Genomic DNA, 12,542 nt, shown 5'->3' on the forward strand with positions numbered 1-12,542 from the left:
GAGGCACAGAGCATGGGGGATCTAGCAATAGATTTCTGTGGTGAATGGTACGAGCCGTCGGACGAGGACGTCTTCAACATCGGCCGTGAAGGCGACCTGGAGGTGGACGACAACCCGTACCTGCACCGGCAGTTCCTGCAGGTGGCCCGCTACGACGGTATCTGGTGGCTGAGCAACGTGGGCAGCATGCTGTCCGCCACCGTTGCCGACGCCTCGGGCGGCATGCAGGCCTGGCTCTCGCCCGGCGCCCGGATCCCGCTGGTGTTCAGCCACACCAACATCATTTTCACGGCCGGTCCCACAACGTACGAGTTTGCGGTGCACCTGAAGACCCCCTCCTTCCGCCAGGAGGCGCGCGACGGCGACAGCAACGGCGACACCACCATCGGCCCGGTGGTGTTCACCGATTCGCAGAAGGCCCTCATTGTGGCGCTTGCCGAGCCGATGCTCCGCCGGGAAGGGACGGGGTTCAGCGCCATTCCCTCCTCAGCCGCGGCGGCCAAGACCCTGGGCTGGGCCCTGACCCGCTTCAACCGGAAACTGGACAACGTCTGCGACAAACTGGACCGCGTGGGCGTGGTGGGGCTGCGCGGCGGCGGCGGCAAGCTCGCCACCAACCGCCGGGCACGGCTCGTGGAACACGCCGTCACCTCACACCTGGTGACACCGGACGACCTCCACCTCCTCGAGAAGATGAGGGGCGTGGACGAAGGATGAGGATCCGGCTGACACTCCGCAGGGAACCCGCCGAAGCCAAGGACCTGGCCGTGACCGTGGACGGCCTGGCCACGGTGGCTGACATCGCCGCCGTGCTCTGGGCTGCGGACCCGGACCGCAAGGGCACCCCTGCGCCGGAGAACCTTTCCCTGCGCATCGATGAGGCCTTCGTGGGCGCCGGCATCAGCGGGAACGTCCTGACCCGCACCGACAACCTCCTCGAGTCCGGCCTCCGCCCGGGCTCGGTGGTATCGCTGGCCCAGGTGAGCGAACAGTTCCATGTTCCCGGCGCCAGCCGCGGGCCGGCCGCCGCCACCCTCCGTGTACTGTCCGGGCCCGACGTCGGACGGGAATTTTCCCTGCCCACCGGCACCAGCTACATCGGCCGGGACCGGGACGTCGACATCCGGCTCACTGACCCCCTGACCTCCAAGCGCCATGCCCGCATCACCGTGGGCGAAAGCGTGGAGATCGTGGACACGAACTCGGCCAACGGGCTCCTGATGGACGGCCTTCCCGTCACCCGCGCCACCCTGAACTCCTCGGACACGGTCACCCTGGGCGACACCACCGTGACGGTGGTTCCGCTGGGGCACAACCACGCGGCAGCCCCGACGTCGCCCCTTGTGGACTTCAACCGGTCACCCCGCGTGGTGCCCCGGTTCGAGGAACCCAAGCGGGTGGTTCCGGCCGGGCCCAAACGGCCCGATGACCAGCCTTTCCCCTACATCATGCTGATCACCCCGCTGATGATGGGTGCCGTCATTTTCGCCGTCACGCGCAACGCGCTGTCGATGGTGTTCATGCTGATGATGCCGCTGTTCGTGGTGGGCCATTATGTGGACCAGAAGATGCGGAGCAGGCGCCAGCAGAAGGAAGCACTCAAGCAGTTCCGGGCCTCCATGGCGGCCTTCCGGCAGGACCTCACCGAAGCCCAGCAGGTGGAGCGTGCTGTCCGCCTGCAGGAAGCACCGTCGGTCAGTGACACCGTTGATGCCATCTACAAGCTCGGACCGCTGCTCTGGACCCACCGCCCGGAGCACGAGTTCTTCCTGGGCCTGCGGTTCGGGCTGGGGACGGCGCCGTCGCGGATCCAGCTGGAAGAACCGTCCAGCACCGACACCGAAGTCCAGTACACCCGCGAAATCCAGGACTGCCTGAAGCAGTTCCGGGACATCGAAGGCGTGCCCGTGGTCTCGCAGTTCCGTACCTCCGGTTCCCTCGGCCTGGCCGGCGCGCGCGGCCTGGTGGACGACGTTGCCCGCGGCATGGTGCTCCAGCTTGTGGGGCTGCATTCGCCCGCGGAGGTGGTCCTCACCGCCATCACCTCGGCGCAATCGCGGGAGCGCTGGAACTGGCTGCAGTGGCTGCCGCACGTCGGCTCCGGCCACAGCCCCCTCTCCGGCGACCACCTCGCCGCCGGATCAGCCGGCGGCTCCTCACTCGTGGCCCGTCTCGAGGACCTGCTCGACGCGCGGGAGGCGGCCGCCAGACGGTCCGCCCCGGACCTGCGTCCCGCTGTGGATCCCGCCAAGCATGAGATTGAAGCGCCGGTGCTGCCCTCTGTGCTGGTCATCGTGGAGGACGACGCGCCCGTGGACCGCGGACGGCTCACCAGGCTTGCCGAACGCGGACCCGACTCCGGCGTCCACGTCATGTGGGTGGCCACTGACGTCCAGGCCCTGCCGGCAGCCTGCCGGGACTTTATGGTGGTGGACGGCGATCACGGCACCACCACCGGCCAGGTACGCCTGGGCCGCCACACCTACCCGGTCAGCTGCGAGAGCGTGGACGCCGAACTCGCCGGCCAGCTGGCACGGATGCTCGCCCCCGTGGTTGATGTGGGCAAGCCGGTGAACGACGACTCGGACCTGCCCCGCGCGGTCTCCTATGCAACGCTGATCGGCAAGGACTTCCTGGACAATCCCCAGGCAGTGGCCGAACGCTGGACGGAAAACAACTCCGTCCACGCCACCGCTGTGCCTAACCGGAAGGACAACGGCACCCTCCGCGCCCTGGTGGGGTCCAAGGGCATCGAGCCGCTGTACCTGGACCTGAAGAACGAGGGCCCGCACGCCCTGGTGGGCGGCACCACCGGCGCCGGCAAGTCCGAGTTCCTGCAGTCCTGGGTGATGGGGATGGCGGCCGCCTACAGCCCGGACCGCGTCAGCTTCCTGTTCGTGGACTACAAGGGCGGCGCCGCCTTCGCCGACTGCATCAACCTTCCGCACACGGTAGGCCTGGTCACCGACCTCTCGCCGCACCTGGTGCGCCGCGCCCTGACGTCGCTCCGGGCTGAGCTCCACTACCGCGAGCACCTGCTGAACCGCAAGAAGGCGAAGGACCTGCTGGCGCTGCAGCGCGAGGCCGACCCCGAGGCGCCGCCCTACCTCATCATCATCGTGGACGAATTCGCGGCCCTCGCCAGCGAGGTCCCCGAGTTCGTGGACGGCGTGGTGGACGTCGCTGCCCGCGGCCGGTCCCTGGGCCTGCACCTCATCCTGGCCACCCAGCGGCCCGCCGGCGTGATCAAGGACAACCTCCGCGCCAACACCAACCTCCGGGTGGCCCTGCGCATGGCGGACGAGGAAGACGCCACCGACATCCTGGGCGTGCCCGACGCCGCCTACTTCGACCCGGGCATTCCCGGGCGCGGCGCCGCGAAGACCGGCCCGGGCCGCATCCAGGGGTTCCAGACCGGTTACGCCGGCGGATGGACCACCGACAAACCGCAGCGTCCGCAGATCGACATCGTGGAAATGGCTTTCGGGTCAGGGCCAAGCTGGGAAGCGCCCGCCCCGAAAAAACCGGCAGTGGCCGAACCTGCCGGGCCCAACGATATCGCCAGGATGACGGCAAACATCGCGCGGGCCGCCGATGCGCTCGCCATCCGGCCGCCCCGCAAGCCATGGCTGGACGAACTGGCCAAAACCTACGACTTCTCCAGGTTGCCCAATCCCCGTACCGACGAGCAGCTCCTGCTCGGCGTGGCCGACGACCCCGTCCGGCAGGACCAGCCCACGGTGTTCTACGAGCCGGACAAGGACGGCAACATGGCCATTTACGGCACGGGCGGGTCCGGAAAATCCGCCGCCCTGCGCGGGATAGCCATCGCCGCCGCCGTCACGCCCCGCGGCGGGCCCGTCCACGTCTACGGCATCGACTGCGGCTCGGCCGGCCTGCGGATGCTGGAAGAACTTCCGCACGTTGGTGAAATCATCGACGGCGACGACGTCGAACGGGTGGGCCGCCTGCTGCGCCTCCTGCGCGACATCGCCGACCAGCGCTCCGCCCGCTTCGCCGAAGTCCGGGCATCCACCATCGTGGAGTACAGGAAGCTCGCCAACAGGCCCGACGAGAAGCGCATCTTTGTCCTGGTGGACGGCATGTCAGCGTTCCGCGAGGCCTATGAGCACAGCCGGCTGTCCGGACTGTGGGACATCTTCCTCCAACTGGCAACCGACGGCCGTGCCCTGGGTATCCACCTGGTGGTGACGGGGGACCGGCCCAACGCCGTGCCTGCGTCGCTGCTCGCTTCCATCCAGCGGCGGCTGGTGCTTCGCCTGTCCTCCGAGGACGACTACCTCTCCCTGGACGTGCCCCGCGACGTCCTGGGCGCCACCTCCCCGCCCGGCCGGGGACTGCTGGACGGGCTGGAAGTCCAGTTGGCCGTGCTCGGCGGAAACTCCAACCTGGCCCTGCAGGCACGCGAGGTGCACAAGCTCAGCGAAGCGATGCTGCGCCAGGGCCTGGACGCAGCGCCTGCCATCGAGCGGCTTCCGGACCAGGTGGAACTGGACGTGCTGCCGGCCGGCGGCCCGGACGTGCCGGTTATCGGCGTCGATGATGAAACCCTGCAGCCCGCGGGAATCATGGCCCGCGGTCCGCTGCTGCTGGCAGGGCCTCCCGGCGCCGGCCGCACCGTGGCCCTGGTGACGCTCGCCTACGCCCTGCGCCGGTCCAACCCCGAAACCGAGCTGATCTACCTCGGCGCCCGGCGCTCAGCGGTGGCCTCGCTGCCGTTGTGGAACCGCTCCGTGGTGGGACCCGATGACCTGGCGGAGGTGGTGCAGGACCTGGTGGCGCATTCCTCCGGAAACCCGGGCCGGCTGGCCATCTTCATCGAAGGCCTGACGGAATACACGGATACCTTGGCAGAATCCGGCGTGGCACAACTCGTCACCGCGTCCATCAAAGCGGACCAATGGGTGGTGGGGGAGTCGGAAACCTCCACCTGGTCCTCGGCATGGCAGCTCGCCCAGCCCTTCAAGTCCGGCCGCCGGGGCCTGCTGCTGAACCCCGGCGACATCGAGGGCGACAGCCTTTTGAACACGTCGCTGGGCCGGGTCAGCCCGGACTTCATCCCGGGCCGCGGATACGTGGTGGGCCGCGGAAAGGCGCGCAAAATCCAGGTGGCGCTGCCGCCCGAAAACCGGGACTAGGAACCATATAACCGAAGGGCCGCACATTCGATGGATTTGCGGCCCTCCGGCGTGTTGTAGAAGACTGCAGGGACACCAGAAAGCCGCAGACGGGGGACTGCGCGCGTCGAAAGGTACCCATGACCGCGTCCTCCCCGATACTCCGCGCTGCCTCGGCAACCGCATCAGCAGCCGTACTGGCGCTCTCGCTGACCCTTCCCGCAGGCGGAGCCGCCTTCGCTGATTCGCCCGAGCCAACAGGTTCTGCCACTACCAGCACCACCTATCCTGCGGAACCAACGGAAACCAAGACCACGGAGCGTACAGAGAAGCCCCGGGATCCCGACGATCCCCCCGGCCAACCCGACGACCCTGCTCCGGTGGCCCCGCAGCCCCAGCTGCCCTCCGCGCCCGCTCCCGCAGCCCCCACTGTGGTCCCCGAGCCCGCAGAACCGGCTGATGCCGACGCTCCGGACCCCGCCGGAACGTCCGGCCCGCCCGAAACCGGCACCCCGGCCGGCGTCAGTCCCTCCACGGCTGGACCGTCGTCGGAATCAAACTGGAACAAGCCCGTCACCCGCTCAGCCAAGGCCACCCAGGCCGCCGCGGTGACCCGTCCCGGCAGCCACGGCCCGGGCGCACCCAACCTGGCGGCCGTCACGGCCGGCGTCCTCCTGGTGGGCCTCGGCGGAGGCGTCTTTACCTGGTGGGGCAGGAACCGCCTCCGCGCGCACTGACCCTGGACTCCGGCACGGGTAGGGCAAGATAGGTCTGTGAGCACAGGAGCAGGCCCCGCAGAAAAGACAGCCACCCGGACCACCGCACCCGATGGTCAGGACGCCATCCCTTCCGAGTCCGTCCGGGAGGAGTACGAGAACCTGGCGGACCTCGTCCGGAAGTACCGGTTCGCGTACTACCAGGAAGACGCGCCCCTGGTATCGGATGCCGAATTCGACACACTCTTCCGCCGCCTCGAGGAGATCGAGGCCCTGCACCCCGAACTGGTCTCCAACGACTCACCCACCCAGGAAGTGGGCGGCGAAGTCTCGGCAGCCTTCGCAGCCGTGGAGCACCTGCAGCGCATGTACAGCCTCGAGGACGTCTTCTCCCTCGGGGAACTCGAGGCATGGCTCAACAGGGCCGAGGCAAGCATCGAAAAACTTGGCGACGGCGCTGCCAAAGCGGCCTGGCTCACGGAGCTCAAGATCGACGGGTTGGCCGTCAACCTGCTGTACCGGGACGGCAAGCTGGTCCGTGCCGCCACCCGCGGCGACGGAACCACGGGCGAGGACATTACCCACAACGTGCTCACCATCAAGGAGATCCCGCAGCAACTAAACGGCGACAGTTTCCCCGCCGAGATGGAAGTCCGCGGTGAGGTGTTCATTCCCTCGCAGGCCTTCGCCGAATTCAACGAAGCACTCATCGAAGCCGGCAAGGCTCCGCTGGCGAACCCGCGCAACGCCGCCGCAGGCTCGCTGCGGCAGAAGGACCCGGCGGAGACCGCCAAGCGGCCGCTGAAGATGTTCGTCCACGGCATCGGCGCACGCGAAGGCCTCGAAGCCCGCAGCCAGTCGGAAACCTACGCCCTGCTCAAGGACTGGGGCCTTCCCGTGAGCCCGTACTTTGAAGTGCTGGAACGCCGGGAGGACGTCCTGGCCTTCATTAAGAAGTACGGTGACCAGCGCCATAAGCTGCTCCACGAAATCGACGGCATCGTGATCAAGGTGGACGACTTCGCCACCCAGCGCGCGCTCGGCTACACCACCCGGGTACCGCGCTGGGCCGTCGCCTACAAGTACCCGCCGGAGGAAGTGCACACGAAGCTTCTGGACATCCTGGTCAACGTGGGCCGCACCGGACGGGTTACACCTTTCGGGATGATGGAACCGGTCAAGGTGGCCGGCTCCACCGTGGAGATGGCCACCCTCCACAACCAGGACGTGGTCAAGGCCAAGGGCGTGAAGATCGGCGACATCGTGGTCCTGCGGAAGGCCGGCGACGTCATCCCCGAAATCGTGGGCCCGGTCCTGAACCTGCGCGACCAGCAGGATCCGCCGGTCCGGGACTTCGTCATGCCCACCGAATGCCCGTCCTGCGGCACCCCGCTGGCCCCGGCCAAGGAGGGGGACGTGGACATCCGCTGCCCCAACGCCAAGTCCTGCCCCTCACAGCTCCGGGAGCGGGTGTTCCACCTCGCCGGCCGCGGCGCCTTCGATATTGAGGCGCTGGGCTGGGAAGCGGCCATCGCGCTGACCCAGCCGGCCGAACCGGAGGTTCCGCCGCTCACCTCGGAGGCCGCCCTCTTCGACCTCACCACCGAAGATTTGGCCCCCGTAAAGATCCGGCGCGAGAAGCGGTCCAAGGGCGTTGGAACCGGTGAGTACGAGCTGGTGCCCTACTTCTACAGCAAGGGCACGGCGAAATCGCCGTCGAAGCCCACCGCCACCACGGAAAAGCTGTTCAAGGAGCTGGAAAAGGCCAAGGCACAGCCGCTGTGGCGCGTCCTGGTGGCACTGTCCATCCGGCACGTCGGCCCTCGGGCCTCCCGCGCGCTGGCCCAGGCCTTCGGCACCATGGACGCCATCCGGGCAGCGTCGGAGGAAGACCTCGCCCACGTTGACGGCGTGGGACCCACCATCGCCGCCGCACTCAAGGAATGGTTCACGGAGGACTGGCACCGGGAGATCGTGGACCGCTGGGCAGCCGCCGGCGTGCGGATGGAGGATGAGCGTGACGAGTCCATGCCGCGCACCCTTGAAGGACTCACGGTGGTGGTGACCGGCTCCCTGCCCAACTTCAGCCGGGACGAAGCCAAGGAAGCCATCCTGCTCAGGGGAGGCAAGGCCGCAGGCTCGGTCTCCAAGAACACCAGCTACCTGGTGGCCGGCGAAAGCGCCGGCACCAAACTGGACAAAGCCGAGCAGCTCGGCATTCCCGTCCTGGACGAAGACGGCTTCCGGCAGCTGCTGGAGGCCGGGCCGGCAGCATTCGCGGAAGCAGCGCCGGCAGCGGCGGATACGGCCGAAGCCTTGGAGGAGGACGCATGAGCGCCGGCGAAGGACAGTTGGATACCGAAGCCACAACAGCCGGGCTCCTTGCCATCGCAAAGGACGCGGCAGCGGCAGGAGCGCAGGTCCTCGCCACGAGGAACAGCGACGCACTCAACGCCAGCAACAAGGGTGCGGCCGGGGACTGGGTCACGGCCTTCGATGTGGCCGCCGAGAACGCGGTGCGCGCGGTCATTGCCGCGGCCCGCCCGCATGACAGCATCACCGGCGAGGAACACGGAACCACCCGGCCGGAGGCGTCCTCCGGGTACCGCTGGTCCATCGACCCCCTGGACGGCACCACCAACTTCATCCGGAACATCGTCTACTACGCCACGTCCGTGGCGGTGGCGGATGCCGACGGCGCCTGGCTGGCCGGCGTGGTCAACGCGCCAGCGCTGGGCCGCGTCTACTACGCCTCCCGCGGCGGGGGTGCCTGGCTGGAGGAGGGCGGCACGGTGACCCGGCTGGAAGGTCCGGTTCCCGGCCGGAAGGGGCAGATCCTCGCCACCGGCTTCAGTTATGATCCCGGCGTCCGTTCCGAGCAGGCAGCCGTCTTTGGCCAGCTGATGGCGGGCTTCGCGGACGTCCGGCGCCTTGGCTCCGCCGCCCTGGACCTGTGCCTGGTGGCGGACGGAACCCATGATGCCTTCGGGGAGCGCGGACTCAACGAGCACGATTTTTCGGCCGGTGCCCTCATCGCGGAGGAGGCCGGGTGCTGGGTGCGGCGGCCCCGGCTGGCCAGCCCGCTGGAGGGCGGACCCACCGACCAGGAGCGGCTGGACGCCTGGACCTGTGCCGCGGGCCTGGAGCTCTCCGGCAGGTTCCCGCTCTGAAAGCTGCCAAAAGGTGATAGTTCGATCACGGAAAACGCCCTTTGGGGCCAGGGGAGCGCTGGCCGCCACTACCATTGATGGGTGCATCCGCAGATAACCGTCCGTCCCGCCGTCGAATCCGATTTCGACGCCGTTGCCCGCATCACGCGTGATTCCTACCTCGCGGCGGGCTACTTCGACGACGCCGAGCACCCCTACATGCGCAAGGTCCAGGACGTCGCACAGCGCGCCGGCCAGGCCACCGTCTGGGTGGCAGAGCGGGCCGGAGCCGTGGTGGGGTCGGTGACCCTGGCCCTGGCGGGCGAGCCGTACGCGGACATCGCACTGGGCGACGAGCTGGAATTCCGCATGCTGGTGGTGGACCCGGCTGTGCAGCGCAGCGGCGCCGGCAAGGCCATGATGGCGGCCATCGTGGACCACGCCAAAGCATTGGACGGGATCAACGCCGTTTCGCTGACCACCGGAAGCACCTGGGAAAGCGCCCGCGGACTGTACGACAAAACCGGCTTCGCCAGGGTGCCGGACCGGGACTGGTTCGTCCCCGGAACTGACATAAAGCTGCTGGTTTACCGGCTGGACCTGTAGCAGCCCTACAGTGGTGGCGACCTCATTCCAGCTCTGAAAGGCCCACCATGCGCAAAACCTTCGGCACCGGCTCCGTCTGGGAACAGACCCTCGGCTACTCCCGCGCCGTCCAGGTAGACAACACGCTCTACATTTCCGCCACCGCAGCAAGCGGCGAGGACGGCATCGTGGGCGAGGACTTCTACACCCAGACCCAGTACATCCTGCAGAAGCTGGGCAAGGTCCTGGCTGACGCCGGATTCGGGCTGGAGGACGTGGTGCAGTCCAAGCTGTACCTGACGGACATCAGCAAATGGGAAGAAGCCGGCCGGGCCCACGGGGAAGTCTTCGGTGACATCCGCCCCACCCTGTCGCTGGTACACGTGCTGCCGTTCCTGGACCCGAAGATGCTCGTCGAAATCGAGCTCGTGGCCCAGAAGAGCGCCGACTAGCCAGGGCGCGGCTCAGGACGTCGCGGGCAGGCCGTAGCGGTGCTCCGGCCTGCCCGTTGTCCCGTAGCGCAGCTGGATGTCCACGGCGCCGTCGTCCGCGAGCGAGGACAGGTACCGCTGCGCAGTCGCCCTGGATACGCCCACCCGGCCCGCGACCTCGGCCGCGGAGTACTGCTCGCCGGGAACCAGCGATTCGAGCACCGCGGCTTCCGTCGCGGAGCGCGGCCTGGCCGACGGCGTGACGTCCCCCGGGATCAGCGAACGTTTGGCCCGCTCCACGGAGTCCTGGTCCAGTGCACCTGGCTGCGCCAGGAGGCGGCGGTAGCGGGCGTAGGACCGCAGCTGCTGCGACAGGGCGTCAGCCGTGAACGGCTTCAGCAGGTAGCCCAGGGCGCCGCGGCGGAAGGCCAGCCGGACGGACGCCGCGTCCGACGCTGCGCTGAGGATGATGGTGTCCACGTCCAGCTGCTGCAGCAGGTCCAGGCCCGAAGCGTCCGGCAGGTACACGTCCAGCAGCACCAGGTCCGGCCGCAGGCTGTGGATCGCCTGCAAGGCCAGGGAGGCGGTGCCCACCGGCGAGAGCGCCAGGAAACCCGCCACCGAGTCCACGTAGGCGGCGTGCAGCTTGGCCACATGGAAGTCGTCGTCCACGATCAGGACGCGAAAATCCTCAGCCATCGTTATCCTTTCCAGTTACCCCCGGGATCTTTGCGGTATGGCTTCCTGCCGTGGTGTGCGGCAATGTGGCCATAAAAACTGCGCCCGGCCCGCCCCTGCCGCCCGGATCCAGCACCGTGACGTCGCCGCCGCGCCGCCGGGCCAGCTGGCGGGCCAGCGCAAGCCCGAACCCCTGGCCGCCGCCGGCCCGCACGTTTCGGGAAAGCGGTCCCGTGGCGGTGGTGAAGCCTTCGGCGAAGACCGCCTCGGCGTCCGTCCCCTCAGCCAGCCCGTCGCCCGAGTCTGCGACCACCACGTGGAGGGTGCCGCCGTCGTCGCCCGGCTCATCCAGCACCTCAAGCTCAACCCAGCGGTCCTCCGCCGAGCCGGCCACGGCGGCGTTGACCGCATTGTCGATCAGGTTGCCCAGCACGGTGGTGACGTCCTGGGCCTCGGTGACCTGCCCGCGGACCAAGGTCTCGGGCCCGATCCGCAGGGCGACGCCCCGCTCGTCGGCTTCCACGCCCTTGGCCCCCACGAAGGCCTGCAGGTAAGGGTCCTGGAGCAGTTCCGCCTGCTCGACAGGAAACTTCAGCGGCCCTGTGGCAGCCAGCCGGCTAAGGTACTCGCGGGCCTGCTGGTGCTGTCCGATGCTCATGAACCCCGCCAGCGTGTGCAGCTGGTTGGCGAACTCGTGCCGCTGGGCCCGCAGGGCCGTCGACATCGTGCCCACGGCGTCCAGCTGCCGGGTGAGTTCCTGCAGTTCGGTGCGGTCCCGCAGCATCACCACCCAGCCCAGGTCCTCCCGCCGGTGAAGTGCCTTGCGGGCGTTCGCCACCAGCACCCGGCCGCCGGCCACGATCTCCAGGGCGTCGGCACCGGCGGGACCTGGCCTGGTGAGGGACTTCAGCTGGTCCGGGACCGGGGCGTCCTCCCAGCGACTGCCCGCCAGGTCGGGCAAACCCAGCAGGCGCTGCGCCGCTGCGTTGAACACACTGATCCGGCCGTCGGCCGAAATGCCGATGACGCCGTCGTCCACGCCCTGCAGCACCGCCACCTGGTCGTGGACCAGCATGCTGATCTCCTCAGGCTCGAGCCCCAGCGTGAGCCGCTGCAGCCGGCGGCGCAGCAGGAAGGATCCCAGGACGCCGGCCAGCAGGGCGCCGGCGGCCGTCACCGCCACCGGCCCGATGTCGCGGGCCACGCTCTGGCCCACGGTTTCCATCGAATAGCCCACGCTCACCTCGCCCACCACGGCAGTGCTGTCCGGCGCGTACACCGGCACCTTCGCTCCCGCGGACGGGCCCAGGGTTCCCGTGTTCCGGGTGGTGACCTCCCGGCCCGCCAGGGCTTCGGAGGGATCCGTGCTGACCTTTTCCCCCAGCCGCTCGGGGTCCGGGTGCGCCAGCCGCAAACCTGTCTCGTCGGTAATCACCACGAACAGGGCGCCCGTCCGCACCCTTGCGGCCTCGGCTTCCCGCATCAGGGGCCCGGCCGCCAGCTCGGCCGGCGGGGGAGTGCCGGGCTGCCTGCTGATGGCCAGCACGTCCGCGCGCACGGAAGGGTCCGAGGCGACGGTCCGGGCAAGGGTCAGCGCCTGGTTCTCGGCCTCGCTGCCCACCCGGTCATAGGTGAGCCAGGCATGGACGGCGGCGCTGAGCAGGACCACCAGGAGGACCACGGCCACCTGCAGCAGGAGCGTCTGGGTGGAGAACCGCAACGGCGGGCGGGGTGCGGAACGCTGCATGATCCTCCTTGATGGGTGTCCGGCGGGCGGCGGGGCGGGTGGCAGTGGCGTGGGCAGAACGCGTGAGCACAATGCGCAAAATGCTCCCAATAAGCAGT

The 12,542-nt window shown here is 68.7% G+C and carries 9 protein-coding genes; 7 read left to right on the forward strand and 2 right to left on the reverse strand.

Going from position 1 to position 12,542, the window contains the following annotated elements:
- The first annotated feature begins 12 nt into the window (after positions 1-12).
- The 7 genes from DXK94_RS14485 to DXK94_RS14515 all read left to right on the forward strand — a co-directional run bounded on the left by DXK94_RS14485 (position 13) and on the right by DXK94_RS14515 (position 10,040).
- The gene (locus tag DXK94_RS14485) at positions 13-717 is read left to right on the forward strand and encodes a hypothetical protein (RefSeq protein WP_079595600.1); all 705 of its coding nucleotides are present in this window, start codon (positions 13-15) and stop codon (positions 715-717) included.
- Positions 714-5,159 (forward strand): FtsK/SpoIIIE domain-containing protein, encoded by a 4,446-nt coding sequence (locus DXK94_RS14490; RefSeq protein WP_115525507.1) that lies wholly within the window; start codon positions 714-716, stop codon positions 5,157-5,159. The genes DXK94_RS14485 and DXK94_RS14490 overlap by 4 nt, the downstream gene beginning before the upstream one ends.
- A 119-nt stretch (positions 5,160-5,278) precedes the next feature.
- Entirely contained in the window at positions 5,279-5,875 is a 597-nt protein-coding gene (locus DXK94_RS14495) for a hypothetical protein (protein WP_115525508.1), read from the forward strand.
- Between the two features lie 36 nt (positions 5,876-5,911).
- Positions 5,912-8,188, forward strand: coding sequence for an NAD-dependent DNA ligase LigA (ligA, locus tag DXK94_RS14500; protein WP_115525509.1), 2,277 nt, complete (start codon positions 5,912-5,914; stop codon positions 8,186-8,188).
- On the forward strand, positions 8,185-9,024 hold the full coding sequence (locus DXK94_RS14505; protein WP_115525510.1) for an inositol monophosphatase family protein: 840 nt from the start codon (positions 8,185-8,187) through the stop codon (positions 9,022-9,024). The genes ligA and DXK94_RS14505 overlap by 4 nt, the downstream gene beginning before the upstream one ends.
- 81 nt (positions 9,025-9,105) lie before the next feature.
- Positions 9,106-9,609 carry a GNAT family N-acetyltransferase gene (locus DXK94_RS14510; RefSeq protein WP_115525511.1) on the forward strand — a complete coding sequence of 168 codons (504 nt, stop codon included), beginning with the start codon at positions 9,106-9,108 and terminating at the stop codon, positions 9,607-9,609.
- Between the two features lie 47 nt (positions 9,610-9,656).
- A complete protein-coding gene (locus tag DXK94_RS14515; protein ID WP_115525512.1) occupies positions 9,657-10,040 on the forward strand; it encodes a RidA family protein in 384 nt (127 codons plus the stop codon).
- Positions 10,041-10,052: 12 nt separating this feature from the next.
- Here DXK94_RS14515 and DXK94_RS14520 read toward each other — a convergent pair whose 3' ends face one another.
- Together DXK94_RS14520 and DXK94_RS14525 are read right to left on the reverse strand one after the other, a co-directional pair.
- Positions 10,053-10,718 carry a response regulator gene (locus DXK94_RS14520; protein WP_079595593.1) on the reverse strand — a complete coding sequence of 222 codons (666 nt, stop codon included), beginning with the start codon at positions 10,716-10,718 and terminating at the stop codon, positions 10,053-10,055.
- Positions 10,711-12,444 carry a sensor histidine kinase gene (locus DXK94_RS14525; protein ID WP_115525513.1) on the reverse strand — a complete coding sequence of 578 codons (1,734 nt, stop codon included), beginning with the start codon at positions 12,442-12,444 and terminating at the stop codon, positions 10,711-10,713. The genes DXK94_RS14520 and DXK94_RS14525 overlap by 8 nt, the downstream gene beginning before the upstream one ends.
- Positions 12,445-12,542: the final 98 nt, after the last annotated feature.

Origin of the sequence: Arthrobacter sp. RT-1 (genome assembly GCF_003367205.1) — a bacterium.
Taxonomy (GTDB): Bacteria; Actinomycetota; Actinomycetes; order Actinomycetales; family Micrococcaceae; genus Arthrobacter.